At 50.1% G+C, this 26,037-nt stretch carries 23 protein-coding genes; 9 read left to right on the plus strand and 14 right to left on the minus strand.

Translation table 11 applies throughout. From position 1 onward, the window contains the following. Positions 1-13: 13 nt before the first annotated feature. The 8 genes from L2Y54_RS04240 to L2Y54_RS04270 form a co-directional block, all read right to left on the minus strand. A complete protein-coding gene (locus L2Y54_RS04240) occupies positions 14-1,621 on the minus strand; it encodes a dihydrolipoyllysine-residue acetyltransferase (RefSeq protein ID WP_236500038.1) in 1,608 nt (535 codons plus the stop codon). A 15-nt stretch (positions 1,622-1,636) separates the two neighbouring features. Continuing rightward, complete coding sequence (gene aceE / locus L2Y54_RS04245) at positions 1,637-4,336, minus strand: pyruvate dehydrogenase (acetyl-transferring), homodimeric type (protein ID WP_236500040.1); 2,700 nt, start codon at positions 4,334-4,336, stop codon at positions 1,637-1,639. 511 nt (positions 4,337-4,847) lie between these two features. Continuing rightward, positions 4,848-4,979 carry a hypothetical protein gene (locus L2Y54_RS21670; protein ID WP_255697867.1) on the minus strand — a complete coding sequence of 44 codons (132 nt, stop codon included), beginning with the start codon at positions 4,977-4,979 and terminating at the stop codon, positions 4,848-4,850. A gap of 196 nt (positions 4,980-5,175) precedes the next feature. After that, complete coding sequence (locus tag L2Y54_RS04250; protein ID WP_236500041.1) at positions 5,176-6,162, minus strand: virulence RhuM family protein; 987 nt, start codon at positions 6,160-6,162, stop codon at positions 5,176-5,178. Next, the gene (locus L2Y54_RS04255; protein WP_236500042.1) at positions 6,162-6,683 is read right to left on the minus strand and encodes a hypothetical protein; all 522 of its coding nucleotides are present in this window, start codon (positions 6,681-6,683) and stop codon (positions 6,162-6,164) included. Before L2Y54_RS04255 ends, L2Y54_RS04250 begins: the two co-directional genes overlap by 1 nt. Continuing rightward, positions 6,680-7,879: a hypothetical protein gene (locus L2Y54_RS04260; protein ID WP_236500043.1), complete on the minus strand. Its 1,200-nt coding sequence runs from the start codon at positions 7,877-7,879 to the stop codon at positions 6,680-6,682. Before L2Y54_RS04260 ends, L2Y54_RS04255 begins: the two co-directional genes overlap by 4 nt. Continuing rightward, positions 7,879-9,606: a hypothetical protein gene (locus tag L2Y54_RS04265; RefSeq protein ID WP_236500044.1), complete on the minus strand. Its 1,728-nt coding sequence runs from the start codon at positions 9,604-9,606 to the stop codon at positions 7,879-7,881. Before L2Y54_RS04265 ends, L2Y54_RS04260 begins: the two co-directional genes overlap by 1 nt. Next, entirely contained in the window at positions 9,606-10,538 is a 933-nt protein-coding gene (locus L2Y54_RS04270; protein WP_236500045.1) for a WYL domain-containing transcriptional regulator, read from the minus strand. Before L2Y54_RS04270 ends, L2Y54_RS04265 begins: the two co-directional genes overlap by 1 nt. Before the next feature lie 97 nt (positions 10,539-10,635). On the opposite strand from L2Y54_RS04270, the gene L2Y54_RS04275 reads away from it, so the two are divergent. Beyond that, positions 10,636-11,025, plus strand: coding sequence for a hypothetical protein (locus L2Y54_RS04275; protein ID WP_236500046.1), 390 nt, complete (start codon positions 10,636-10,638; stop codon positions 11,023-11,025). 9 nt (positions 11,026-11,034) lie between these two features. Here the strand turns inward: L2Y54_RS04275 and dld are convergent, their stop codons facing one another. Further along, positions 11,035-12,741 carry a D-lactate dehydrogenase gene (gene dld / locus L2Y54_RS04280; RefSeq protein WP_236500047.1) on the minus strand — a complete coding sequence of 569 codons (1,707 nt, stop codon included), beginning with the start codon at positions 12,739-12,741 and terminating at the stop codon, positions 11,035-11,037. Positions 12,742-12,751: 10 nt separating this feature from the next. Next, complete coding sequence (locus tag L2Y54_RS04285; protein ID WP_236500048.1) at positions 12,752-14,446, minus strand: L-lactate permease; 1,695 nt, start codon at positions 14,444-14,446, stop codon at positions 12,752-12,754. Between the two features lie 181 nt (positions 14,447-14,627). Between L2Y54_RS04285 and L2Y54_RS04290 the strand changes: the two genes are divergently transcribed. Genes L2Y54_RS04290 through L2Y54_RS04305 form a run of 4 tightly spaced genes read left to right on the plus strand, consistent with a single transcriptional unit; the run spans position 14,628 to position 18,279 of the window. Beyond that, entirely contained in the window at positions 14,628-15,386 is a 759-nt protein-coding gene (locus L2Y54_RS04290; protein WP_236500049.1) for an FCD domain-containing protein, read from the plus strand. Between the two features lie 4 nt (positions 15,387-15,390). Continuing rightward, on the plus strand, positions 15,391-16,206 hold the full coding sequence (locus L2Y54_RS04295; protein WP_236500050.1) for a (Fe-S)-binding protein: 816 nt from the start codon (positions 15,391-15,393) through the stop codon (positions 16,204-16,206). Then, positions 16,203-17,618, plus strand: a complete 1,416-nt coding sequence (locus tag L2Y54_RS04300) for a LutB/LldF family L-lactate oxidation iron-sulfur protein (protein ID WP_236500051.1) — start codon at positions 16,203-16,205, stop codon at positions 17,616-17,618. Before L2Y54_RS04295 ends, L2Y54_RS04300 begins: the two co-directional genes overlap by 4 nt. Continuing rightward, positions 17,611-18,279, plus strand: coding sequence for a LutC/YkgG family protein (locus L2Y54_RS04305; RefSeq protein ID WP_236500052.1), 669 nt, complete (start codon positions 17,611-17,613; stop codon positions 18,277-18,279). Before L2Y54_RS04300 ends, L2Y54_RS04305 begins: the two co-directional genes overlap by 8 nt. Before the next feature lie 23 nt (positions 18,280-18,302). Here the strand turns inward: L2Y54_RS04305 and L2Y54_RS04310 are convergent, their stop codons facing one another. Further along, positions 18,303-19,025 carry a retron system putative HNH endonuclease gene (locus L2Y54_RS04310; protein ID WP_236500053.1) on the minus strand — a complete coding sequence of 241 codons (723 nt, stop codon included), beginning with the start codon at positions 19,023-19,025 and terminating at the stop codon, positions 18,303-18,305. Beyond that, complete coding sequence (locus L2Y54_RS04315) at positions 19,022-20,380, minus strand: AAA family ATPase (RefSeq protein WP_236500054.1); 1,359 nt, start codon at positions 20,378-20,380, stop codon at positions 19,022-19,024. Before L2Y54_RS04315 ends, L2Y54_RS04310 begins: the two co-directional genes overlap by 4 nt. Before the next feature lie 282 nt (positions 20,381-20,662). Between L2Y54_RS04315 and L2Y54_RS04320 the strand changes: the two genes are divergently transcribed. The 3 genes from L2Y54_RS04320 to L2Y54_RS04325 are packed head-to-tail and all read left to right on the plus strand — an operon-like array spanning position 20,663 to position 23,355. Then, on the plus strand, positions 20,663-21,112 hold the full coding sequence (locus L2Y54_RS04320) for a ParA family protein (RefSeq protein WP_236500055.1): 450 nt from the start codon (positions 20,663-20,665) through the stop codon (positions 21,110-21,112). Further along, complete coding sequence (locus tag L2Y54_RS21675; RefSeq protein ID WP_255697869.1) at positions 21,105-21,239, plus strand: hypothetical protein; 135 nt, start codon at positions 21,105-21,107, stop codon at positions 21,237-21,239. The genes L2Y54_RS04320 and L2Y54_RS21675 overlap by 8 nt, the downstream gene beginning before the upstream one ends. Positions 21,240-21,267: 28 nt before the next feature. Next, positions 21,268-23,355 carry a response regulator gene (locus tag L2Y54_RS04325; protein WP_236500056.1) on the plus strand — a complete coding sequence of 696 codons (2,088 nt, stop codon included), beginning with the start codon at positions 21,268-21,270 and terminating at the stop codon, positions 23,353-23,355. On the opposite strand, the gene truD is transcribed toward L2Y54_RS04325, so the two are convergent. Next, positions 23,262-24,341 carry a tRNA pseudouridine(13) synthase TruD gene (truD, locus tag L2Y54_RS04330; RefSeq protein ID WP_236500057.1) on the minus strand — a complete coding sequence of 360 codons (1,080 nt, stop codon included), beginning with the start codon at positions 24,339-24,341 and terminating at the stop codon, positions 23,262-23,264. The two genes, L2Y54_RS04325 and truD, sit on opposite strands and share 94 nt — an antisense overlap. 7 nt (positions 24,342-24,348) lie before the next feature. Further along, the gene (locus L2Y54_RS04335; protein ID WP_236500058.1) at positions 24,349-25,281 is read right to left on the minus strand and encodes a prenyltransferase; all 933 of its coding nucleotides are present in this window, start codon (positions 25,279-25,281) and stop codon (positions 24,349-24,351) included. 182 nt (positions 25,282-25,463) lie between these two features. On the opposite strand from L2Y54_RS04335, the gene L2Y54_RS04340 reads away from it, so the two are divergent. Continuing rightward, complete coding sequence (locus L2Y54_RS04340) at positions 25,464-25,985, plus strand: cache domain-containing protein (RefSeq protein ID WP_236500059.1); 522 nt, start codon at positions 25,464-25,466, stop codon at positions 25,983-25,985. The last annotated feature ends 52 nt before the right edge of the window (positions 25,986-26,037 follow it).

The raw sequence follows: 26,037 nt of genomic DNA on the forward strand, positions 1-26,037 counted from the left end.
TCCACTCCCCGCATTACAGGATCAGGTTACGCACGTCGGACAATACAAACGCGATATGGCTGACGAAACGCGCCGCATACGCACCATCAATCACACGATGGTCGTAAGACACCGCCAGTGGTTGCAGCAGGCGGTCGACGATTTCGCCATTCACGCGCTTGAGGCGGTCTTGCGCACGGGTCAGGCCGAGAATGCCGACTTCCGGTGCGTTGACAATCGGGGTGAAGTTAGTGCCGCCAATCCCGCCGAGGCTGGAAATGGTGAAGCAACCACCCTGCATGTCCGCCGCTTTGAGTTTGCCATCGCGGGCTTTTTTCGACACTTCGCCGAGTTCACGCGCCAGTTCAAACAAGCCTTTGCGGTCGACATCGCGGATGACGGGCACAACCAGGCCATCCGGCGTATCCACCGCAATGCCGATATTGTAGAACTTGCGCTGGATCAGGTTTTCACCATCGTCCGCCAGTGCCGAGTTGAATTTCGGGTATTCCTTGAGTGCGGCGACCACCGCTTTCAGCATGAATACCAGCGGGGTGAAGTTGAAGCCCATCGCCTTGGCCTTGTCTTTCAAGCTGTTGCGGTAGGCTTCCAGTTCGGTAATGTCGGCTTCGTCAAAATGGGTGACTTGCGGCACGTTTAGCCAGGCACGGTGCAAATGCTTGGCGGAGAGTTTGCCAATGCGCGACATCGGCACGGTTTCGATGGCGCCAAACTGACTCCAATCGGGTTGGGTAATCAGCGGAATGCCCATTTCACCGCCAGCAGGCGCGGCAGGTTTTGCCGCTGGTGCAGGTGTAGCAGCTTGTGCGACCACAGCACTGCCACCTTTGCCAAAGTTGCGCACATCGGCTTCGGTAATGCGCCCGTGTGGGCCTGAGCCTGCCACTTGCGTCAGATCAACGCCCAGTTCACGCGCAATACGGCGCACTGACGGGCTGGCGTGGGCGCGGCGGAAACGCTCCGCATCCACCGCCGGGGCATTGCTTGCCGGGGGAACAAAAAGGGAAGCGGCAGGCATGGCGGCTGCAACCGGAGCAGCCTCTGAGGATGATGCGCCTGCCACTTCCAAAACCAGAATCAAACTGCCTGCGGAGACTTTATCGCCGACTGCAATTTTCAATTGTTTCACCACACCCGCTTTCGGGGACGGAATTTCCATTGCGGCTTTGTCGGATTCGAGCGTAATCAACGAGGTTTCCGCGTCGATCACATCGCCTTCGCGCACCAGCACTTCAATGACATCCACATCGTGGAAATTGCCAATGTCCGGCACGCAAATTTCTTCCAAACCGGTCGGGGTGGCAACGGTAACGGGTACAGCCGCTGCCGCACCGCTGGACACTTTCGGTTGTGCGGGGGCAGACGCGACGTTAACGCTGGCTTCACCGGCGTCTTCCAGCACTAGGATCAGCGTGCCTTCGGAAACCTTATCGCCGATCGCAATCTTGATTTCCTTGACCACACCACCGCGTGGCGCGGGGATTTCCATCGCCGCTTTGTCGGATTCGAGCGTGATTAACGAATCGTCAATGGCAACCGTGTCGCCAACGTTGACGAGGACTTCAATAACATCGACATTGGAAAAGTTGCCAATGTCGGGAACGTGAATTTCGATACTCATAAGGGCAACTCCAAATCAAGCGTACAGCGGGTTGGGTTTTTCAGGGTCGATACCGTATTTCGCCAGTGCTTCCAGCACGGTTTTTACCGTGATTTTGCCTTTGGCTTTGCTGGTTTTTTGCTGGTCAGCCAGTGCTTTCAGCGCCGCTACGGTGACGTAATAACGGTCAACCTCGAAATGTGAGCGTAATGCATCACGGCTGTCGGAACGCCCGAAACCGTCCGTGCCCAACACATGGTAATCCCCCGGTACATACGCGCGGATTTGCTCGGCAAAGCTGCGGATGTAGTCGGTCGAAGCGATGACTGGGCCTTGTTGGCCTTCCAGACATTGCGTGACCCACGGTTTGCGCTCTTCCTGATCAGGATGTAGCAAATTCCACCGTGTACACGCTGCGCCATCTCGCGCCAATTCGTTCAAACTTGGTGTTGCCCAAATATCAGCTTCCACGCCCCAATCCGCTTGCAGCAAGTCAGCAGCAGCAATGACTTCGCGCAAGATTGAGCCGCAACCCAGCAATTGCACACGGTTTGCGGCTTTGCCTTCCGCCGCACGGAGTGAGTACATGCCCTTGATAATGCCTGCTTCCGAACCTTCCGGTAGTGCTGGCATGGCGTAGTTTTCGTTCAGGGTGGTGATGTAATAGAACACGTTTTCACCGTCCTGATACATACGCTTCATGCCGTCGTGCGCAATCACCGCCACTTCATACGCGAAGGTCGGGTCATACGATTTGCAGTTCGGAATAAAGCCCGCGAACAATTGGCTGTGACCATCCTGATGCTGCAAGCCTTCGCCATTCAGCGTAGTACGCCCTGACGTGCCGCCAACCAAGAAACCGCGTGCCAGCATATCACCCGCTGCCCACGCTAAGTCACCAATGCGTTGGAAACCAAACATGGAGTAGAAAATATAAAACGGAATCATCATCTTATGGTTATTCGCATAAGAGGTAGAAGCCGCAATCCACGACGACATTGCACCGTCTTCATTAATGCCTTCTTCCAACAACTGACCCTTTTGGGTTTCCTTGTACGGCATAATGTCGTTGGCATCTTCCGGCTCGTATTTTTGCCCTTCAGGGGAATAAATACCCACTTGGCGGAACATGCCTTCCATGCCGAAAGTACGCGCTTCATCCGGCACAATCGGCACTAAACGCGGCCCTAATTCCTTGTGACGTGCAATCGCTACCATCACGCGCACCATTGCCATCGTGGTGGAGAGGGTACGTTCGCCCGTGTCTTTCAACAGGGCGTCGAAGATCGACAGGTCAGGAATCGGCAGTGTCTCGAAGTTTTGCGGACGGTTCGGTAAATAACCACCCAACGCCTTACGACGCTCATGCAGATACTGCATTTCTGGCGAATCAGCCGCTGGTTTGTAGAATTCCGCGCCTTCGATTTGTTCTTGTGAGACTGGAATGCTGAAACGGTCACGCAACTTCAGTAATTGGTCGGAACTGAGCTTTTTCTGTTGATGGCTGATGTTCATGCCTTCGCCCGCTTCGCCCATGCCGTAACCTTTCACGGTGTGCATGAGGATAACGGTGGGGCGACCCACGGAATTCACCGCATTGTGGTACGCCGCGTAGACTTTTTCCTGATCGTGACCGCCGCGCATCAGTTCGTAGTAAATCTGGTCGTCGGTCATGTCGGCAACCATCGCTTTCAGCTCGGGGTACTTGCCGAAGAAGCGTTCACGGATGTACGCGCCGCCTTTGTTTTTGAAGTTCTGGTATTCGCCGTCGATGCATTCCATCATCAACTTGCGCAGTAACTGCCCGTATTGTGGATCAGCCAGCAAACGATCCCAGCCCGAACCCCACAGTACTTTGATCACGTTCCAGCCCGCGCCCCGGAAATTGCCTTCCAGTTCTTGCACGATTTTGCTATTGCCGCGTACCGGGCCGTCCAAACGTTGCAGGTTACAGTTGACGACAAACACGAGGTTGTCGAGTTTCTCGCGCGAAGCCAGCGCAATCGCGCCTTGGGATTGCGGTTCGTCCATTTCACCGTCGCCCAAGAATGCCCAAACCTTGCGACCTTCCGCATGATTTTCAGCTTTCTTGGTTAACTCTCTGTTTTCCAAATATTTTAAAAAACGCGCTTGGTAGATTGCCATGATTGGCCCCAAGCCCATTGAAACAGTGGAGAACTGCCAGAAATTCGGCATCAAATACGGGTGTGGATAGGATGAAATCCCCTTGCCACCGGCTTCAATGCGGAAGTTTTCTAACTGATCTTCGGTGATTCGCCCTTCGACGAAAGCGCGTGCATATGTGCCGGGCGCGGTATGTCCTTGAATAAACAGCATGTCGCTGCCATTCGGGTGATCATGGCCTTTCCAGAAGTGGTTATAACCGACTTCGTACATGATGGCGGAGGATTGGAATGAGGCAATGTGACCACCGGGGGAAGCAGGCTTGCGGTTGGCGCGTACCACCATGGCGGTAGCATTCCAGCGCAACGCCCGCAAAATATGGCGTTCCAGTTCCAAATTACCTGGATAAACAGGCTGTTGGCTCACCGGAATGGTGTTGACGTAAGGCGTGTGCATGTCGGGTGGCTCAATGCCGGACTCGAATGCTTTTTCAATGGTTTTTTGCAGTAAGTGGCGGGCGCGTTCCGCACCGAGGCGTTCCACTACCACGTCGATAGCTTCTTGCCATTCCGCCGTTTCTTGCGGGTCGAGGTCTTGGTAATCCAGACTCATAACGAGTTCTCCTAGCGATTGTATGAACAGTTGTCTTGGTATGTTTTTGTTATTCCTACCTGAATGGGATATATGTCGTCATCCCCCTATCCCATTGGGGGTGGATACTACTATAGATTTTCACAGAAAGAATGACAAATAATGATTGTATTTTTCAATAATAAGTATCTAAAAAAATAAGTTTTATTATCAGTTGCTTAGCTAAGAAATATTGTTTTAATAATCATTTGTTAGTATCTGGTAAAGAGGTTTTTTGAGAAAACCCTACGGATTTCCTGCGGCAATAACAGGAAATTTTGGGTAAACGGGGTGGGATAAACGCTGATTGATAGACGGATACAGGGATGACAACGATGATGAAACACGTAAAAAATATTTATTTATTTTTCAGGTGACTATTATGTTTTTGATTATTATTTAATCAAAAGAAGTGGGTGTATGTAATACTTTGGTCTGTAATGCGGCAATCTTGTCGACCAATCGCCATACCTGAGGTGTCAGCAAATTGAAACTAGAAAGCTGCATCGAACTGCGCCAATGCGGTCATGCTCAGGCGGTGATGGGGTCGTTGGTAATTAGGCATGGTGTGCCGCCCCAAACGCTGGAAGGAAAATGCCTTGCCCCACTGTGCGAGTAAGCTCATTGATTAGACTTTGCTCGTTGTCGCTTAGGTTCTGTGCTTGCACGAAGCCTCAACGTTCTTCATACACGCGGAAAGCAAAGTCAGGATCGACGGTTTCGCAATGAACATCCCACAGCAGCTTGTCCAGTTCTGGGTAGAGCTTACGGTTGATGGTGGTTGGCATGGCGATGCCCCTGCTTTGCTTGTCTCATGGTTTTTAGGGCTTGGGAAGGTGTTTGACGGCTTGTTCAAAGTCGCGGTCAATGGGTTGCGGCTCTGATAGCAATGCTTGGCGGTATTTGGCGTACTCCTGCTCGGCTTTTTGTAATGCTTGTTGGTGCGAAATCGTTCCTGCGTTGTCCAGCAGTTCACGCCCGGTCAGGCGCAGGAAATCATCCAGCCGTGCTGCCCAGTCTTTCATGTACATGGGGGTGCGGTTGAGTGCCTGTAATTCGGCGAGTTCGAGATAGGCGGTGACGATGCGGTTTAACACATCCAGTTCGTCGGTTGTCAGGTAATTTTTGGCAATGATTGTTTCCGCTTTGGTGGGCTTTTGACCTGTCCACGTGGTCATTCCCATATTGGGCTGGTCGGCATTGGCGCGGGTGTGGATGATTTCGGCGGCGGTGTGCCCGTGCGCTGCCCAGTGCATCTTGTTTTGCACGCTGGCGAAGAACTGTTGGGAAACCTCGGTTTTCGGGTCGTAATCAATGCTGGTAGCGTAAATGTCCAGCACCTTGCGCCAGAACACGCGCTCGGCAGAACGGATGTCGCGGATGCGGGCAAGCAATTCGTCGAAATAGTTGCCACCGCCGCCGCGTTTGAGGCGTTCGTCGTCCAGTGTGAAACCCTTGACCAGATATTCGCGCAGGCGTTGGGTTGCCCAGATACGGAACTGGGTTCCCCGGTGGGATTTTACCCGATAACCGACGGAGATGATCACGTCGAGGTTGAAGTGCTCGATCTCACGTTGGACATCCCTTGAGCCTTCGGCTTGAACTGTTGCAAATTTTGCAACGGTTGCCTCCTGCGTCAGCTCGCCTTCTGCAAAGATGTTGCGGATGTGGCGGGAAATCACCGACTTGTCGCGTTGGAACAGGTCGCTCATGTCGGTGAGGGAAAGCCACACGGTTTCGTCTTGCAGGCGAACTTCGAGGCGAGTTTGTCCGTCGGGGGTTTGGTAGAGGAGGAAATCAGGTATCATTACACAATATCGCTCAAAGGATTGATTTGTTTGTGAATATCCATAAAAAAGTGCATTGGCACAGGTTGCCTATGATGCCGACAGGCTAATAGAATGATTGGCCAAAATGAGTACTTAATAGCTGAAAGTTCTCTAAACTGATTAGAAACTTCGCATTCCTCAAAAACCTCATCAAGTAATTCAGAAGGGGCTTTGTCAACGCTTATATCAGAAAGTGTTCCTCCATGATTTGCACTGTACTTATAAAAGTGTTCTTCAGATGAATTGCCTGGATACCATACCTGAAAATTACAGTGCTGAAGAAAATCAATTTTCAATTCCTGAATAAGGCGATATGATTCATCAAATCCAAACATGGCAGAAAGAATTGAAATGTATTGATAAAGAATTGAACCTTTGGTTTTAGATTCTCTATATTTTTCTGATTTATCTGTAGGGTGTTCGATAAGCTCTGCATAGCTATTAATGTTTGACGGATATGTACTGTTCGACTGAAAAAGAAAATAGATACAATCACTCATAAGAGAAAGCAGCGATCAATGTCTGACCAGTTATTTCGATTTAACCCAAGAAACCAAACTGCTAAAACTATATCAATAGCTTGTTCATCCTTATAAGGGCTAAACAACATTGGATTATTTATAATAATTTGTTTTAATGATTCCTGATAGGATATAACAACTGCTTCCAAGTTTTCTGCAAGTTCTTTATCGCGAGGATTGAATCTATTTAAAAACCAGTAAGTCCAAATTCCTGTCAGCGAGAGGCGACCAATAATATCAAATAGCTTCAGGTTTACATCAACTGGGCAAGAAGGATGAGTAGCTGATGATAAAGCGTAAAGACTGTTAGCATGAGGGAGTATTGCTGCTTCTAAATAATGATTTATTATTTCAAAGTAAAGTTTAAAAATAGCGTCAAGCGTTTCTCTTATTAATTGTGATACTTTATCGTTTTTTTCAAATACTACTTTAGATATATCCCAAGCATGAAGAAGAGATATTTCTGATGCTAAGTAAGCACTCTCTAAATTTTTCTCTTCGCGACACCAACTATAAAGAATCCACAAGGAAATGTAGATTTGCCTTACTGAGGTCAGAATCTCTGTTTGAGTGTTATTTTCTGCTTTAGTCAGAAAATTAATCAAATAACTAAAGTGCTTAAATGAGACTTCTGGCTCATCAATCATGGCAAGTGCTTTTCTAAGCTGACTTCGTAAATGCTCAGGAACTAAATCTTCTTGCAAAAAATATTGTTCAATATAGTCAGCAAGCTTGTCACCATTCCACTCACTAAATGACAAATTCTCCCTTTGATTTTTAGCAGTATATCCAGATACTTCTTGTCTTATTTTTGACTCAATATCACCACCAAAACATAAGCAAATTTCAACTGGTTTATCACGATGTTCAGGTGGAATTCTTGATGGAATAAATGCGTCAATAATTTCATCTATTGATGGGCGCAGGGCTTGATCAGATGACCCGTTCCAAGTGCTACGAGTAAGGTTTCCCGCTTTTACAGAAAAAAGGTAAACTTTTTCTTCTCCATTGTCGATACGACCAACTGCGGCAATATCAACTCCATATTCCTTAGTTCCACGGCTGGGGGAGATAAAAACATTTAGCCCCATTTGACTGAGTAAGTCAGGCAAGATAGAATCAAGCTCATTTCGTTCTCTAAGTGAGGAGAGATATTCTTTAATTACCAATTTCATTACATGCATCCCTCCAACCGAAATCTACGAACTTGAAAATCTAATCCATGTGGATCAATATATTGTAGCGAAGGAAATTCAAAGCGAGTGCTAATCTTTTGCATTAGAGTTTCTTGTCTAGAGGTTATATTATCATGATGTATGTGATAAATTGTGCTATCACCATACAAAATCACTGATTCTTTTACTATTGAGAGGAAAACTGATTTTTCTCTTGCTTCATTATGTACGTCATTTATTATTTTATGGTGAAACCTGTTATATGCATGACGCTGTGCTTCACTTGGTCGTAGCTCATTAATTTTTAAAGCCTGATCTATACCTTCATGATAATCCTTAAGTTTAGCTAACACAGATGTTACAAAGTTTTTTGTTTTCTCTGATGCGCCATCCGATGATTTTTCAAGATAATCTTTTACGCTGCCGGGATAACTGATAAGCAGGGGATTAAATGTAATGCTAATTATTTCTTCAATTTGTTCTTCGGGTGCAGAATCAATTAAAGAAAAAATAAAGCTAATTGCGGAAATTTGTTTGGAAAAAAACCAACCGCAGGCTTTCTTTGCTAAGAAAACATGAAAACTTTCATATTTTTCTGAGAGCTGAGATATATCACATTTGATGATTACCCCTTTGTCTCTTGTCATATCAAGTAAATCAAGACAGAATCGTCCAAGCATGGCTTTTCTAGATAAAAACCATCGAGTAATAAGATTTGAAAGATAAATATCACTCTTGCATATTTCTCTCATCAAACAGCTAAAGTCGGAAATGGATATTTTATAGTTAGATCGTTCAAATAGTTTTTCAAGAAATATAATAACTTTGTCAAACTCTCTTTTTTCCAGCATATTTGACAGAATGTTATCAAGACGGCTTATCGTTCCTTTGTTCTGTGGTTTTATTTGGTAGGCAAACTTAATAAGACAAGCTTCTATATCGTCAGGTGTATTTTCTTTATTGAAAGATAAAAGTTCTAGGGCTGTATGTACAAATAAGTCACTAGCTATATCTTTATGTTTTTCTATGAAGTCCAATAAGATTGACTTGCAATTTTTTTCTTGTAGGAAAAGTGAAAACAGCGATCTTAATGATATGGATAATACTTCATCATTCTCTGTTTTTGATGATGCAATAATCACTTCTAATGCTATTTTTACAAGATCAAGTTGATTATTGTAATTAATAAAACCTAAGGAAAAAATGGCTCTTTTTGAAATAAAATGATTTTCATTTTTTACTAGTGAAAGGGTTTTTCTTGTGTGTTCCTCTAAATTTAAATCTGCCCCTGAAAGAATCGCTGGTGAAATAAAGTCAAATTCATCATCAACGTCTGTAGTTGCTATCGAGAGTAATTCGTTTGATCTTGTAGGATTTTTACGACAGAAATCTTTAAATGGAGTCATAAGCATATATGCCGCCATATCATCACCAGCTTCTAAAGAGAGGTGCTTAACACAATCCATAACTTGATGAACAGGGGCATTGATTGAAGGTAAGATTTCCTCAAGTATATATCTAAGTAGAAAAAAATCCCCGTTTGTATTTTTTCGTGTTAATTTTCTAAACTCAACGATAACATCTATCTGACCTTCGTTATGCATTCGTATTAATAATGGACGCAGAGTTTTTTCATTCTTGCGACTTTCCAAATCAAGCTCGTAAACCACATCCAAAAAAGTGTCATTTTTACAGCTTTGAAGTAGTTTCTTGGTAATCTCTTCCATTATGTTCTATCTCTTTTATCAGTGGCTTTAGTTTCTTGATACCCCAACGCCAGCATCGCATTCTTCACCCCATACAACGCCAACACATCCCGCAGCCACAACCGACACCCTTGCTCTTCAACACTATGATCCGCCGAGCAATCTACCTGCCATTGCCGCAGCACATACCCCGCCATTGCCGCCCGCAGTTTCAGATGCAGCACACCATCAACCATGCCGTAGTCGCGTTCGGTGATGTCGGGGTGTGGACGGTCAGGGTGCGGCACGATGTCGAGTTCGACAATGCGGTTCCACTGGATGTCTTGCGCGGGGAGTTCGTGTTTGGCGGGGTTGCCATCCAGCAGTTCGGTGGATTCCATGCGCGTAAACACAAAGTCGCGGAATTCGCCGGATTTGCGGTCAAAAGCGCGGACGTGCCAGCGCAGCCCGTCATTTGCCAATGCGAACGGCACAATTTCCCGCTCCGACATCCCGCTGGAATGCGAGAAATAACGCATCCGCACCGCTTTACGCTGATAAATCGCCCGCGTCACGGGCGCAAGGATGTCAACCACAGGGCGGTTTAACATCGGCGGCAGTTCACACGCCAAAAACGCATCCTGCATCTGGCTGATACCATCGCCAAACCCTTGCGACAACATCATCAACACCCGCTCGACATTGTGCGCAAACGCAGGCCGAAAGCCACAGCCCAGCACATACGCCTTGCTGCTGCCATCCAGACTGAGGTTATCGGGGCAAAGCTCGCGGTATTGCGCAAAATCGCGGGTCGCAGCGGCGGGCGCAATGCCAAAGCGCTCCATCAAATCCTGACGGCGCACATCACCCAGAAAGAACAAGCGGAACTCAATGTACGCCAGCCGTTCGCGCTGCGGCAGGCTCAAGGAGGCGAGTGTATCGGAAGAGGTTGTCGTAGTGTCGGTTTGTTTCATAGCGCATATTATGATCGTTACTATTTTTAAATTCAACAAAATGAGCTACTATACATAACCAATATGATGACATCTTTGAATGAGACAGAGACAAGCCATGAAAAAGGAATTGGTTCACACAGCCCAAGAACGTTATTCAGATGCAGGCGATACCGCTTTGTTCGGCAAACCAACGCAATCCATGAAAGCCCAATGGAATGTGCCTGACAATCGTCCGCTGGCGGATTTCGCCCCAACCATCATTCTCAAAGCTAAAGACTTCGCCACAGAAATCACTATCTTCAACGCCCGCGAACACAAAATGAACACGGAAGCCGCCATTTCCAGCGAACACATCACCAACAATCAAGCGGTGCGTAAAACACTGCTGGAGCGCGGCATTCGCCCAGAAAACCTGCCACCCGCCGAAGATGTGAAGAAAGTAGAGCGTCGTTTGGCTTCTGAAGCGAAAAAGGCACTCAAAAAGCCCGACGTATTAGACGAGTGAGTTCAGCTATCACCCACAACAACTACAATTCCGCTTATACTTCTCCATCTTCCCAATCCCCGGATTAAACGTATTGGTCGGATCAAGCTTTTTGTAGAACTCTCGCAAGCCACTTTCCGCCTTATACAAATGCCCCACATTATGCTCCGCCGGGTATTTCGCCCCCCGCGCATCCAGCAATTCCAGCATCGCCGCTTTCACCGCATGGGCATCCGCACCCTTTTTCAGAATGTAATCCTGATGGAAAACGTGGCACATAAAATGCCCGTAATACAAGGTATGTTCAATTTGGCTGCGAATGTGTTCCGGCAACACTTCCACCCAATCCGCATCATTGCGCCGCAACGCAATGTCCAACGCCAACATTTCTTCGCCGACCTGATCACTGAACAAGGTCTGGTAACGAATCGCCGCGCCCGCCGCCGCAAACCGCTGCAAAAACGCCTTACTCGCCTCCTGCGGCGTACACTCAAAATACGCCCCCGCATTGCCCGTATCCGCAAAGAATTCCGGCAAAAACGCCTGCGCCTCCGCAATCCCGCCCTCACTCATTTTCAAAATCAAGTGATGTTCATAAAGGTCACGGAATTCCAACAAACGATCCGGCAAATGCTGCGGAAACAAACGGCTTGCCCCCTGCATCACCCGATCACTCAAATATTTGGGCAACACCGGCAACTTGTTCAACGTCGCATCGGTACGCCCCTTAATCGCAAACAACTTCGGCATCACATCCGTCCCCAACTTCTCAATCGTCAGGAAGGTATCTTTGCCATACTTTTCCGCAATATTGAAAATATCGCGGTGCATGTATTCGCCCACTTCCGGCACATTTTCAAACTGACTGAGGATGTGCCGACGCAAGCGCGTCAACACCTGCGGGTCATTCGTGCCAATGTAAAATGCTTGTTCCTGCTGCACCATCGGAAACGTATCCAGCCGCACCGCAAACACCGCCAATTTCCCCGCGCACCCGCTGGCTTCAAACAAGCGGCTTTCATCGGCATTGAAACGCGCCGGTGTTGCCGCATCCACATCGCGCAACCGCGCCACGTAGTCGCGAGCCGATGCCAGCTTACCGCCGTCATCCACCCCGTCTTTCGCAAAATCGTCAGACTCCAGTCGCGTAATCATCTCCTCCGGCGACTCGCCCAAGGCAATGCCCAAATGGTTAACCATTTCGAGCTTGCCCTGTTCATTCACCTGCGCAAACAGCGCCATTTCGGTGTAAGCCGGGCCGCGCTTGACCAATGCCCCGCCGGAATTATTTGCCACTCCACCGACAATCGACGCGCCCAAACAGGACGAGCCGATCACCGAATGCGGCGCACGTTTCAACGGTTTGAGCAGTTTTTCCAACTTGTGCAAGGTTGCACCGGGAAAACTCAACACCTGTTCACCACCATTCAACAGCACCAAATCGTCCATCGCCAAGGTATTGATCACCACCACCTCACGGTCGTAATCGTCCCCGCTGGGGGTCGAGCCTTCCGTCAAGCCGGTTTTCGCTGCCTGCATGATAATAATGGTGTTCGCATCCACACAGGCTTGCAGCACGCGCCACAAATGCAGCAGCGTTTGCGGAAACACCACCGCCAATGCTGTGCCACTGCCCGAACGGAAACCAGTACGGTAATACTCAGTACGGCGTTGCCCGGTCGTCAGCTTATCCGCGCCCACAATGCCTTGCAGGGTGGTGATCAGGGGATGGTTCATGGCACTTGCCTCACATTAATGGGTCAGTCACGCCTAAGAAATGGATGGCAATCATGGTAATAATGCCCGCCATCACCAAATAATACAGCGTCGGAATAATCGTCATACGAATGGTTTGCCCTTCACGCCCTAGTAAGCCTACCGTTGCCGATGCTGCCACCACGTTGTGAATCGCAATCATATTGCCCGCTGCTGCACCCACCGCTTGCACCGCCACCAACATTGCACCCGATACCCCAATCAACCCCGCTGTATCAAATTGGAATTGCGCCAACATCAGGTTAGAAACGGTATTCGAGCCAGCAATAAACGCGCCCAATGCCCCAACTGCCGGAGCAAAGAACGGGTAAACATCACCTACACTGGTCGCCACCAATTGCGCCATTGCACGTGGCATAGACGGTAAATCCGCCAGATTCACCCCAGAGTTAATCAGAATCCGCACCATTGGAATGGTGAAAATCAATACAAAGCCCGCACCCAGCAACGTCCGCGAAGACTCGCCCACTGCCGCTTTCAACTCAGAAAATTTCATGCGATGCAGGAAGAATGTCGCCAGCACCACCAACACCATAATGCCACCCGGCAAGTACAAGAACTCGATTTTGCCGGAAATGCCTTTTTCACCCAGAATATCCACCCAAGGCAATACCAAGGTATTGTTGAGGAAAGCTTTCACATCGGCATTCGCCCGTGACAACACCAGCAACGCCGCCAGCAAGACATACGGCAACCACGCCATGCCAATCGACACGGGTGCTTTTGCGGTCAGGCTATCCAGTTTGATTTCGATGCTGCCCATCCATTCCGCTGCCCATTCGCTCGGTGGGGCAAAATCCCACGATTTTTTCGGCACGAGGAAACCGGCACGCGCCGCAGGCACAACCAATGACAAACCGACCAACGCACCAATGATAGAAGGGAATTCCGGCCCTAAAAACACGCCAGCCAGCGCGTAAGGAATCACAAACGCCAAACCGGTAAAAATCGCAAATGGCGCAACCGCCAAACCTTCCGTCCACGACTTATTACGCCCAAAGAAACGGGTCAGCATCATCGCCATAAACAACGGCATTAACACGCCAATAATCGCGTGGGTAATCGCCACCTCAGAGGTAATCAGCGCGTAAAACACTTCCCAACTAGAGCCATTCGCTGTCAGAGTTTCGCTGATACCGGCTTTATCCAAACCGCCGGAAACGCCCACCACAATTGGTGTACCCACCGCGCCAAACGATACGGGCGTGGATTGCACCATCATTCCGACCATGACGGCTGCCATTGCCGGAAAACCCAAGGCTACCATCAACGGTGCGACCACCGCTGCGGGTGTACCAAAACCGGATGCACCCTCAATAAAGCAGCCAAACAACCAAGCCACGATAATGACCTGAATGCGCCGATCGGTACTGACATTCGAGAATCCCGCCCGAATCGCGGTAATCGCCCCCGAATGTTTCAGCGTATTCAGCAGCAAGATTGCCCCGAAAATAATCCACAGAATGGCACCCGTCAGAATCAGACCTTGCAGGGTAGAAGCCAGCACCCGGTTGAAGGTCATTTCCCACGCGGTCAGCGCAATCGCTGCCGTCACCACAAATACCACGGGCATCGCTCGCCGTGCAGGCCAGTTCAATCCCACTAGCAGCACGGCTGCTAGCACCAAGGGCAAAAATGCCAGTAACGAAAGTAACGTTTGACTCATTGAGAACTCCTCCTCCTGAATATGATTGGTCTTACCAATTTAGCTAAAATGACCAACTGGTAAGACCATGAATTCTGGGGCTTTTCGTAAGTCCTTGTCAATACACAATCTAATTCACTTGCAATAAAACTTTCAGGCTTTTATGATAGCCGAAATTGGTAAGACCAAAAGAGCGGAAGCCATGAAGAAATTACGTATCGCCGAGCAACTCACTCAACAACTGGAACAGATGATCACCAGCGGACATTTCACGCTGGGCGAACGTTTGCCTGCCGAACGCGCCTTGGCTGAACAATTCGGCGTATCGCGCCCCTCGCTGCGCGAATCCATCCAAACCCTGAACAGTCGCGGCTTGCTGGTTTCCAAGCCGGGCGGCGGCACGTTTGTGCAAAGCGATACGCCACACGCCAACGCGCCGTGCAGCAGCCCATTGGTCGAGTTGTTCCGCGACAATCCCGAATACCGTTTCGATGTGCTGGAAATCCGCCACGCGCTAGAAGGCAATGCCGCTTGGTACGCTGCTTTGCGTGCCACCGATGACGACAAAGCCAATATCCGCGATTGTTTCGAGATCATGATTCAACGCCACGGCAACGCCGACCCGATGGACGAAGCCCGCGCCGATGCCGATTTCCACCTCGCGATTGTCGAAGCCTCGCACAATCTGGTGCTGTTGCACGTCATGAAAAACCTGTTTGAACTGCTGCAAAACAGCATTTCGCACAATCTGGATAAGCTCTACACCATCCCGCGTGTGTTCGATCCGCTCAAGAATCAGCACCGTGAACTGATGGAAGCCGTCCTTGCCAGCGACCCCGAACGCGCCCGCAAAGCCGCGCAAGAACATCTGGCTTTTGTGGAAGATTCCCTCAAATCCATCGACGCAGACGAAGCCCGCAAAGTGCGTTCGTTGCGCCACCTTACTTTGCTTGGAAGGTAAACCCATGCCCCCCATACCTGACACCATCTACTTTTTTGGCACTTGCCTCGTCGATTTGATGTACCCGCAAGCGGGTGTGTCGGCGATGCAATTGATTCAACGTGCGGGGGTGAAAGTCATTTTCCCACCCGCACAAACCTGTTGCGGACAACCCGCTTGGAACTCCGGCTACCGTGACGAAGCGCGTAGCGTGGCACGGGCGCAAATCGCGCTGTTCCCCAAACCCATTCCCATCGTGATTCCCTCCGGTTCGTGTGCGGGGATGATGAAAGTGCATTACCCCGAACTCTTCGCGGGGCAACCGGACGAAGCGCAAGCGGTGGATGTTGCCAGCCGCGTGTACGAACTCACCGAATTCCTCGTCGATGTGCTGCACATTGAGCTGCAAGATTTGGGCGAACCCGTAACAGTGGCGGTACACACGTCCTGTTCCGCCCGCCGTGAAATGGGTGTTGCCGACAAGATCGAATCATTGCTGGGGCAACTCAGCAATGTGCAACGGGTGGAACACGCACGTAAACCCGAATGCTGCGGTTTCGGCGGCACGTTCGCGGTGAAAGAACCGGAAATTTCGGCGGCGATGGTGCTGGATAAAGTCACCCACATTCGCCATGCACAGCCAGACCGCCTGATTAGTCAGGAGTGTGGTTGCTTGCTGAATATTAGCGGGACGATGGAAAAGCAGGGGGATGCGATTCCGCATCAGCATATTGCGGAGTTTTTGTGGGAGCGTACTAGCATGGCTTCGACTTCGCTCAGCCAACGGACAGATCGTTCCCTGAGCGAAGTCGAAGGGAACACGACGGAGGGTACACCATGACATCCACTTTCCGCACCACCGTCCGCACCAACCTCGCAAAGCCCGAAGTCCGCGCCAATTTTTACCGCGCAATGGATGGCTTGATGACGCGCCGCCTCGACCAATTCCCCGACAAAGCCGAACTGGAACGCTTGCGCACCCAAAGCATGGCAATCCGCGCCAATGCCCTAAGCAAGCTGCCGGAATTGCTGGAAACGCTCGAAGCCAACCTGACCCGCAACGGCATCCAAGTGCATTGGGCTGAAACCACTGACCAAGCCAACCAAATCGTGTTGTCGATTTTGCAAAAGCATAACGCCAAGTCGATCATCAAGGGCAAGTCGATGGTGTCGGAAGAAATGGGCTTAAACCATTTCCTCGAAGCCTTGGGCATTGAAGCCTTGGAATCGGATTTGGGCGAATTCATTATCCAGCTCGACCACGAAGCGCCGTCGCACATTATCATGCCCGCGATTCACAAAAACCGCATACAGATTGCCAAGTTGTTCCACGAAAAATTCCCCGACATTCCTTACACCGAAGACGTGGATGAATTGACGCAAATGGCGCGGCGCATTTTGCGCGACAAGTTTTACGCGACAACGGTGGGGCTTTCCGGCGTGAATTTCATGGTGGCAGAAACGGGTACGTTGTGTCTGGTGGAAAACGAGGGCAACGGGCGGATGTCCACAACCGCGCCATCGGTGCATATCGCGGTCACGGGCATTGAAAAAGTGGTGGAAAGCCTGAGCGATGTGCCGCCGCTATTGAGCATTTTGACGCGCTCGGCAACGGGGCAACCGATTACCACCTACTTCAATATGATTTCCGGCCCGCGTAAGCCGGGGGAAAAGGATGGCCCCGAAGAGGTGCATTTGGTGTTGCTGGATAATGGGCGTTCCAATATTTACAGTGACCCGGAATTGCTGGCGACGCTGCGTTGCATTCGTTGCGGGGCGTGTATTAACCATTGTCCGGTATACGTGCGCATTGGTGGACACAGTTATGGCACGGTGTATCCGGGGCCGATTGGCTCGATTTTAGAGCCGCAAAAAGCGGGGTTGGATGTGCATGGCGAATTGGCGCAAGCCTCAACCTTGTGCGGTGCGTGTAGCGAAGTTTGCCCGGTACGCATTCCGATTCCCAGTATTCTCAACCGCTTGCGTTACGACGGGGTGCGCAGGGATACCGCCAATACCAACACCGTGGGTTCGGGTAAACGCCGTACTTTGAGTGAAGCAGCGACATGGAAAACCTGGGCGTGGGCGGCAACGCATCCAACGATTTACCATGCCGGTTCGTCGCTGGCGACGCACTTCAAAGGCATGTTACCGACCAATTTGGGCGCGTGGACAACGGTACGTAGTGCGCCGAAACTGGCGGAATCCACTTTGCACCAACAAGTAAAAAATCTGGGAGTCGACCATGAGTAATACTGCACGCGCCAATATTCTCGCTCGTTTGAAAGAAACCCCTCCCCAACCCTCCCACACCTCTTATTCCTCCCCTGACAAGGGGAGGTTAGGAGGGGTTTCTTACGATTGGGATACGGCGGAACGGGTACGGCGTTTTACCGAACGCATGGTCGCAGTACGCGCCGAAGTACATCACGCCACGGCCGAAACGTGGCTGGATGTCGTCAGCCAAGTGTGTGCTGCCAAGGGTTTGAACAACTTGTTGGTTTCGCCGGAAACGGTGCTGGGCAAACAGATTCACGCGCAAGCCGACCGCTTTCCCACTCTCAAAACCTACGATCAGCCCATTGAAAGCTGGAAACAGGAAATGTTTTACGGGATAGATGCCGCGTTTACGGGCACGTATGGCGGAATTGCGGAAACGGGAACGTTGATCGTGATGCCATCCGTTGACGAACCGCGTTTGATGTCGCTGGTTCCACCCGTGCATATTGCGCTGCTGGAAGTGAATAAGCTTTACACCACGTTTGCGGAAGCGGTGCAGGCGCAAGGCTGGGTGCAAATGGGAATGCCGACGAATGCGCTACTGATTTCCGGGCCGTCGAAGTCGGCGGATATTGAGCAGACGCTGGCGTATGGGGTGCATGGGCCGAAGGAGTTGGTAGTGGTGTTGGTTTAAGCCCAGAAATCTCTTAACTTGAGCTAACCCATCTCCACCAATATTTCCTCTGCTATTGAGCCAAACAGTTGGCTTACAGCAGAGTGGAATGGTTTTAATATGCCCTCGTGAGGCAGTAGCTCTTGCCTAGCTAGTTGTTTCAAAATTTCAGGCTGATCCAGAAAGGTTTCAATCAGTTCAGCCTTCTGTGCCAACCATGTTCTTCGCCAATTCACTAAAATCGCTGCATTCAGATTGAGCTTATAAATGGTTAATCGTGCCTTAGCCCTGTCACGGCGTGGCATGTTTGTATTGGGCACGACACGTCCGCTGCTTGCTTCATAATGAAAATAACGTGCACAGTTTGGTCGCAAAGGATGAATAAACGCATCAGGGTTCCACCATTCCAAACGTGCATGACCACCAAAAACATCGTGTCTGGCAAGTTGTCCGAGTGCTTCATCATCAATCGCAGAAACAATCAGGTTCGTATGGTCAAAAGTCCTGTTGGGGTTGGTCGATCGCGGCTCAATATGATCCAGATGCGCCCCCAAGCCCTGATTTCTGCCTGTGCCATCAACAAGTGGAATCTCACTGTATGCACACAAGCTATATTGTTCGTCATGCAGGCATCTGTTTTGGGTGGCTTTTTTCCGTTGTCCGCGAAAATTCTTCCAACTGCGCCGCGCTTCTTCTGAAGTTGCTGGAGGTGTTTGATGCCGCCTTGCCAAATGGTGATTCGCCTCTCTCTTGAAAATTGCTCTCATCCCAGCAGTTCCCTTCTGCGCTTTACGGTATCCAACCTGATTAACTCAGCATGACTTTTACCCAAGGCATCTTCCAGTTTTTGGCGCAATTGCTGTGCTTTGGGAGAGTTCCAGTCACCCTGTTCGATGATCTGGCGATACCGTTCCAAATCAGCACTTTCTTTCACTTTTGGCATCGGGCTGACCTGCATCACGGTTTCCAATACGTCCGCATTCGTGCGGGCATAGCTCTCGGCGACTGGTTTGGCGGCAATAGTTTTGCCATCAATATTTTCGGTCAGCAGCCGGATATTTTCACTGGGAATAGTTGATAAGACTTGGGGGCTATGGGTTGTGACCACAAACTGCATGTGAGGAAATGCCTTACGCAAGTGGGCTAACACATTCTGCTGCCAGCTTGGGTGCAGGTGCATATCCACTTCATCAATTAAGACAATACCAGGTGATTTAAGAGGGGCATCTTCTTTAAACTGCTTATTCAATCGTACTGCACGATAAGCAATGTCAGCAATCATGGCGATCATGTTGCGAATACCATCAGATAGCTGGTTTACTGCCAACATCCCATATTTGCGATGTTCAATGATAGGTTGATCATGAATATCACTGAAGCGTAGATTATGCCAGCCTGTTTCAGCCAAACACACATCAACCACCGAGCCGATCCCCTTGAGCAAGGCTTGATAAGGGGTCGTCATGTGTAAGCCGCGTTCACCAAATTTTTCTATATTTTGGTCACGTAACTGGTTATGAGCTTTTGATGTATAGCGCAGCCAGTCAACAAAGTATTTATAGCTTGATGCTGGATCCAAGCAATCCAGATAGCCCGAAGTTCTTGAGTAGAATTCTGACGAGAACACTTTGTTTCCTGTCATTTTTTTCTGCGCCCAAAGCCTGCCTGTTCCGTAATAAGCAATGACAGGAAGAATAACATCGCTGTTTTCTTCGTCAGCAATTGATGTTTGTAGCCGGGTACCAATATCTATAACCTGCTTTGCTTCCTTGAATGTATTGTAGGAATGCGGGGTGTTCATCCGACGCTCCCAATCGACAACCTCTCCTAGAATCAAGCCCTTACAGATGAAGATGGATGGGTACTGAGCTTCCATCTCAAGGATTTCGGTGTCCATGATCTTAAGTAAGACATCATCTTTGGAAATTCCATACCGCTTGCCGTTATGAAATGCTCCCACGAAAGCACTTAGTGATACCGCAATAGCATCCAGTACGGTCGTTTTGCCTGCACCATTATTAGCCACCAAAACTGTCATATACTTATCCAGTTCAACGGTCAAGTCGGAGAAACAGCGGTAATTTTGTAACTGGATGGATTGTAAACCTGTATAGGTATTCATTTATTCAACCCTTTGGTTGCTGATTGCGTTCTTGACCATTGTAGCATTTTCCCACGTCTACTCTTGATTGGCACAACCATTGCGAATTTATCGAAAACATCACTTCTGTGTTCGAGTGGCGGGCATTCAAATACAAGCACCACAGACCGATAGCAGGATATTCGGTAATGGCTATTAGATTAAAGCATATTGTGAGATATTAACGTAACAGTAACACCTTGGTCATGCCAATAACACGTGATCAAACCACAGCAGTTTTCATCACTACGAGGCACGTGCTTCATGAGCGTTATCGCCATTATCGGCAACAAAGGCGGCGTTGGTAAAACCACGTTGGCGATTAATCTTGCAACCTTGTTGAGTGAGCAAGCTGCCACTTGCCTGCTGGATGCCGATCCGCAGGGTTCCATTTTGCATTGGGCGGCAATGGTCGATAATGCAAACATGCCCGCCGTTTTTGATGCCACCGCTAATGTCGGTAACGCGGTGGCGCAATACCGTGATGATTACCAACATATTCTGATCGACTGCCCGCCCCAGCTACAATCAGAACAGACACAAGCTGCCCTTGCGTCGGCGGATGTTGTCGTTATTCCCGTGTTGCCTTCCCCATTGGATTTGTGGGCGACAGTGGCGGTGAACGAAGGCATTGCTAGCGCACGGGAAAGCAACCCTGACCTCAAGGCACTCTTGGTGATCAACCAGATGGAGCCGAGCACTAAACATGAGTAATTTAGATAAAACCGGCGCACAGTTAATCCATTCCATGCGCAAGACCAAAGCCGCTGCTGCCCTGCAAACCGTGCAACCGCCAGCAGCAACGCCGTACCCCGATGGCAGCACCGTGTGGCCGGATTAATCATGCGCCGCAGTGTTTTAGTGTGCGTATGAAACGCTTGCTCCTCATTCTCTGGTGTGGTCTGTTGATCTTGGCAACGGCGAATACGTTAGCTATTGAGCAAACACCGCCCGCCACTGATATTGCTTTAAGCAAAGCAGAACAAGCATGGCTCGAAAAACGCCAAGGCGCACCGCTGCGCTATTGCTTCAGCCCCGTCTGGAAACCTTACGATTTCTTGGAGGATGGCAAACACAAAGGCATTTTCGCCGACTACCTGCGATTCCTCTCTCAGCGGTTGAATATTCCTTTGCAACCAGTGGTTAGCAATAGCTGGCACGAAGCCTTGCAGTTTGCCAGCGAACGCAAGTGTGATTTTGTATCAGGTGCAGTCAAAACACCTGAGCGTGAAGCGTATCTGGCGTTTACCACGCCGTATTACCTGACCACGCATGTTCTATTAGCCAAACCTGATCAAGCGTTCATCCAGTCGATTGCGGACATTGCGGATAGAAAGATCGCAGTACCAGCCAAGGGAGCCATCGCGGATACATTGCGGCAGACGTATCCTGCTACCACTTTTATTGGTGTGGAATCGTCAGAACTTCTATTCAAAACGGTCGAAAGTGGTGATGTCTATGCTGGGGTAGCGTCCTTCGAGCATGGGGTGCAAATTGTCCAGCAAGGTTTGTATAACCTGAAAATCATCGGCAAACTCGATGACACCTACCCCATTTCCATCGGGGTGCGCAATGATGCCCCCGAACTTCTCAGCATCATGCAAAAAGCGGTCGATTCACTGACCCAGACCGACCATAACACCATCAAGCGCACTTGGAGTTCAGTCAATCTTATTGACAGCACCGACTATTCCCTGATCTGGGAAGTCTCCATTACTGCGACGCTCTTATTGCTGGGGATCTTTTACTGGAATCGCAAATTGACCCGTTTGAATACCGCGCTGCAACAAGCCAAGGAAGAGGCGGATCGCGCCAATCAAGCCAAAAGCGAATTTCTGGCAAACATGAGCCATGAAATCCGTACCCCGATGAACGCAATGATTGGTTTGGGGTATTTGCTGCAACATACCGAACTCACGGCACAACAAGCCGATTACATCAACAAAATGCAGGCATCCTCCAAACTCTTGCTGGGAGTTATCGACGATATTCTTGATGTCGCCAAAATAGAAGCCGGTAAGCTTGCGCTCAACCCCACCGCGTTTCGGCTCAGTGATGTGTTGCAGCAAATAAGCTACTTGTTTGAAGAGCAAGCGCGGCAAAAAGGCTTGGGGTTTCAGATTCAAGTTGCTGAGGATGTGCCGACCTGTTTGATTGGCGACCCGCAACGCCTTGCGCAGATTTTGCTGAATTTGGTGAGTAATGCCGTTAAGTTTGCCGATGCGGGCGAGGTGTGTATCCGGGTGACACGCTTGCAGGCTGACGATGGCATTATCCGCTTGCAATTCAGCGTGACCGACACCGGTATGGGTATCAGTGTGGCGCAACAGGCAAAACTGTTTAAACCGTTTTCGCAAGCGGATAGCTCCTTTTCGCGGCGGCACGGCGGTAGCGGCTTGGGGTTAGCCATCAGTCAATCGCTGGCGCGGCTGATGGGTAGCGAGATCAGGCTGGAAAGCGCAGAAGGGCACGGCAGCACGTTTAGTTTCAGCGTTGCGTTTACAGCGTGTGTCGATATTGTGCCGATTAATACACCCTTCGCGCAAGCCACGGGGCTGTTCAAGGCGGCGCAGGTCTTATTGGTGGAAGATGATCTGTTGAATCAAATAGTGGCGGGTGAATTATTGCAGCGCTTAGGTGTGACGGTTACGGTGGCGAATAACGGTCTCGAAGCGCTGGAAGCTTTGGAGACAAACACCTTTCATCTGGTATTCATGGATATTCAAATGCCACAAATGGATGGTTATCAAGCGGTTAAATTGATTCGCCAACAGCCGCAATGGTTGCATTTACCGATTGTCGCCATGACCGCCCACGCGATTTCCACCGAACGGGCGAAGTGCATTGAGGCGGGGATGGATGATTATTTAAGCAAACCTATCGACCCTGCCGGGTTGGTAACGATGCTGGCGAAGTGGGTAAACATCCCCAACTGCTCCAACACCACCGTGGCATAAGCCCCCGCTGGCAAGGCAAAACTCAGGCGCAAGGTGCTCTCATCCACCACCTCAAACCCCACCGTACCCACATTGACACGCAAGGCACGGCGTTCCTGTTTCAAACCCTGCTTTTCCAGCCCCGCGCAAAAGATCGGGAAACGTGCGGCTTGTTCGGCTTCCAAGTCGCGTGCTTCGATTGCGGTGGGCAATTCGCCACGTCCCCACAAGACGCCGGTTGGGTGGATGGCTTGCGTTGCCAACCGTGCAGGCAATTCCGCACTGGCGTCGTCGGCAAACCACGCGCTGCCGCCTTCAAACATAAACACATCGCCCGGCACGCGCTGATTCCAGGTTCCGTCTGCGACCCGTTGCGCCAACACATTATTGAAAATCCACGAACGCGCTGCTGACAAATACAAGCTGCGCTGGTTACGTTGCTTTGGTTCTACGCCTGCCGCAAACCAGCGTTCTGCCTTGCGCAAATTACCGAAGTTATGCCCGAAACGCTGGTCGCCGTAGTAATTGGGAATCCCCTGCTGGCTGATTTGTTCGCAAATCGCAGCCGCTTCAGCGAAATCACCGCTGCACTGCCGCAAGGTGAGGATGAAACGGTTGGCTTCCAACGCGCCGCGTCGCAGCTTTTTGTCATGGCGCTGTTGCTGGAGAACTTCGATTTCAGCAGGCAGGGCAGCAAAATCCGGGTCAGCAATGCCCGGCAATTGCAGGCTAAACCATTGCGTGGTGATCGCATGGCGGTCTTTCAGCCCCGCGTAACCGACTTCCTTGGCAGGCACACCGGCACAGCGGGCGAGTTGCCCTGCCACCCAGTCGGTATTCGCGCCGGTTTTGCGGACTTGCACCCACAAATGTTCACCACTGCCGGTGAGGGCAATTTCCATTTGCTCATCGACGATAAAATCTTCCGGCGAACTGCGGAATTCACCGCGTAACGGGGCGGCATAAGCGCGGGCAAAGCCCGTGGTATCAAAGGTAGTTGGGTTCATGCGCGAACTATACCAGCCACAACGCCAAGGACAACAGCACGCCGTGCAATACCGCGCTGCCAATCGTCATTTTAATCGCCGGTTCGAGCTTATGCGGCGCGTGGGCGTGTTCCACCAATTGCAAACCGGCACGCAATGCAATCCCCAACGGCAAGGCACTCAGCAAGGCCATCGGTGGCAATACATCCAGCATGACCCACGCCACCAGCAACAACGTTGCCAGCAAGACTGCGGCTAGGTAAATTTTTGCCGCCGTATCCGCCCCAAAACGCACCACCCAATGGTGTTTGCCACTGGCAGCATCGGCTTCGCGGTCAGGGAACTGGTTAATCAGCAAAATATTCATGATTAACAACGACAAGGGCAAACTGATCACGAGCGGATACCACGCCAACGTGCCAGTTTGTACAAACCACGCGCCCAACGGGGTGAGAATGCCAAAACTCAAGGCAATCGTTGGTTCACCCAAGCCGCGACTATTCAAACTCAACGGCGGCGCGGAATAACCCCAACCAATTACCAAACCCGCCACGCCAATCCACAGTAAATCCATCCCGCTTTGCCATGCCAAGCCCACCCCGATTAGCATTGCCACCGCAAGCAAGCACGCGCCGAACACGAAGGTTTCGCCCGCGCTCAATACGCCGTTTTGGATAAAGCGACTGCCGCCGGTAAACGGAAACAAGCGTTGGGTATTGCGCCGATCCGTGCCATTTTGCTCGTCGTAGTAATCGTTCAGCACATTCATGCCCGCGTGTACCAACATCACCGCCAGCAATGTCCACGCCAGTAACCAGCCGTGTAACGCATAGCCTTGCGCCGATGCCGCAGCCGCGCCCACCAGTGCGGGCACAATACTTGCTGCCAGAAAGCCGGGGCGAGTGGCTAACCAATAGCGGCGTACCGGGGTATGCAGCAGACGTTCATTCGATCCTTCCATTATCGTTTCCTTCTATATTTGTCGACAATATTACGATATTTTTGCGTAATAACTGCCATTTCTGCGCAATATTGTCTACAATATCGCTGCGTGTTTGATAATTACACGTCGCCATTCAGTCTGCATGAGGAACACCCCAAGGTGTGCAGGCTGCATATTATTTTTGGAGGAGATGATTGTATATGAAACTGTTACACACTGTTGCAGGTGCTGCCCTGTTTGCATTAACCCTGAATGTATTTGCTGCTGATGCAGCAGCTCCAGCAACCGGTACAGAAGCCGAAGCACAAGCCATGAGCGAAAAAGCCTTAGCTGAAGTTGATAAAAACGGCGAAGCGGCGTTTGAAACGTTCAAAAAGGCTGACGGCGGCTTCCAAGATAGAGACCTGTATGTTTTCTGTATGGATCTGGATGGCAAAATGTTGTCCCACCCGAAAAAGCCTGAGCTGGTTGGTCAAAACCTGCTTGAGTTCGACAAATACGGTGAAAAACTGTTCCAGAATATGATTGCCACTGCAAAATCTACCGAAAGCAAAGGCTGGGTTGATTACAAGTGGCCACGTCCGGATACAGAAGAACTGACGGCTAAAAAAAGCTACGTGATGAAAAATTCTAAAGGCTTCTTCTGTGGTGTGGGTGCGTATGCAGCAGCAGCGGCAGCAGCTCCGGCAGCCCCAGCAGCTCCGGCACCGGCTGCAAAATAATTTCATAGGTCTTTCCAATCTGACATTTAGGCTACAGGTGTTCCGCTTGTAG

Source organism: Thiothrix winogradskyi (assembly GCF_021650935.1).
GTDB lineage: Bacteria > Pseudomonadota > Gammaproteobacteria > Thiotrichales > Thiotrichaceae > Thiothrix > Thiothrix winogradskyi.

What these genes read in the sequence shown, in the direction of transcription:
- L2Y54_RS04290 (WP_236500049.1), top strand. Translation starts at nt 14,628, where the DNA reads ATGAAGAAATTACGTATCGCCGAGCAACTCACTCAACAACTGGAACAG.
- L2Y54_RS21675 (WP_255697869.1), top strand. Translation starts at nt 21,105, where the DNA reads ATGAGTAATTTAGATAAAACCGGCGCACAGTTAATCCATTCCATGCGC.
- L2Y54_RS04300 (WP_236500051.1), top strand. Translation starts at nt 16,203, where the DNA reads ATGACATCCACTTTCCGCACCACCGTCCGCACCAACCTCGCAAAGCCC.
- L2Y54_RS04285 (WP_236500048.1), bottom strand. Translation starts at nt 14,446, where the DNA reads ATGAGTCAAACGTTACTTTCGTTACTGGCATTTTTGCCCTTGGTGCTA.
- L2Y54_RS04295 (WP_236500050.1), top strand. Translation starts at nt 15,391, where the DNA reads ATGCCCCCCATACCTGACACCATCTACTTTTTTGGCACTTGCCTCGTC.
- dld (WP_236500047.1), bottom strand. Translation starts at nt 12,741, where the DNA reads ATGAACCATCCCCTGATCACCACCCTGCAAGGCATTGTGGGCGCGGAT.
- L2Y54_RS04315 (WP_236500054.1), bottom strand. Translation starts at nt 20,380, where the DNA reads ATGAATACCTATACAGGTTTACAATCCATCCAGTTACAAAATTACCGC.
- L2Y54_RS04275 (WP_236500046.1), top strand. Translation starts at nt 10,636, where the DNA reads ATGAAAAAGGAATTGGTTCACACAGCCCAAGAACGTTATTCAGATGCA.
- L2Y54_RS04270 (WP_236500045.1), bottom strand. Translation starts at nt 10,538, where the DNA reads ATGAAACAAACCGACACTACGACAACCTCTTCCGATACACTCGCCTCC.
- L2Y54_RS04260 (WP_236500043.1), bottom strand. Translation starts at nt 7,879, where the DNA reads ATGAAATTGGTAATTAAAGAATATCTCTCCTCACTTAGAGAACGAAAT.
- L2Y54_RS04255 (WP_236500042.1), bottom strand. Translation starts at nt 6,683, where the DNA reads ATGAGTGATTGTATCTATTTTCTTTTTCAGTCGAACAGTACATATCCG.
- aceE (WP_236500040.1), bottom strand. Translation starts at nt 4,336, where the DNA reads ATGAGTCTGGATTACCAAGACCTCGACCCGCAAGAAACGGCGGAATGG.
- L2Y54_RS04265 (WP_236500044.1), bottom strand. Translation starts at nt 9,606, where the DNA reads ATGGAAGAGATTACCAAGAAACTACTTCAAAGCTGTAAAAATGACACT.
- L2Y54_RS04240 (WP_236500038.1), bottom strand. Translation starts at nt 1,621, where the DNA reads ATGAGTATCGAAATTCACGTTCCCGACATTGGCAACTTTTCCAATGTC.
- L2Y54_RS04340 (WP_236500059.1), top strand. Translation starts at nt 25,464, where the DNA reads ATGAAACTGTTACACACTGTTGCAGGTGCTGCCCTGTTTGCATTAACC.
- truD (WP_236500057.1), bottom strand. Translation starts at nt 24,341, where the DNA reads ATGAACCCAACTACCTTTGATACCACGGGCTTTGCCCGCGCTTATGCC.
- L2Y54_RS04250 (WP_236500041.1), bottom strand. Translation starts at nt 6,162, where the DNA reads ATGATACCTGATTTCCTCCTCTACCAAACCCCCGACGGACAAACTCGC.
- L2Y54_RS04335 (WP_236500058.1), bottom strand. Translation starts at nt 25,281, where the DNA reads ATGGAAGGATCGAATGAACGTCTGCTGCATACCCCGGTACGCCGCTAT.
- L2Y54_RS04305 (WP_236500052.1), top strand. Translation starts at nt 17,611, where the DNA reads ATGAGTAATACTGCACGCGCCAATATTCTCGCTCGTTTGAAAGAAACC.
- L2Y54_RS21670 (WP_255697867.1), bottom strand. Translation starts at nt 4,979, where the DNA reads ATGAGCTTACTCGCACAGTGGGGCAAGGCATTTTCCTTCCAGCGTTTG.
- L2Y54_RS04320 (WP_236500055.1), top strand. Translation starts at nt 20,663, where the DNA reads ATGAGCGTTATCGCCATTATCGGCAACAAAGGCGGCGTTGGTAAAACC.
- L2Y54_RS04310 (WP_236500053.1), bottom strand. Translation starts at nt 19,025, where the DNA reads ATGAGAGCAATTTTCAAGAGAGAGGCGAATCACCATTTGGCAAGGCGG.
- L2Y54_RS04325 (WP_236500056.1), top strand. Translation starts at nt 21,268, where the DNA reads ATGAAACGCTTGCTCCTCATTCTCTGGTGTGGTCTGTTGATCTTGGCA.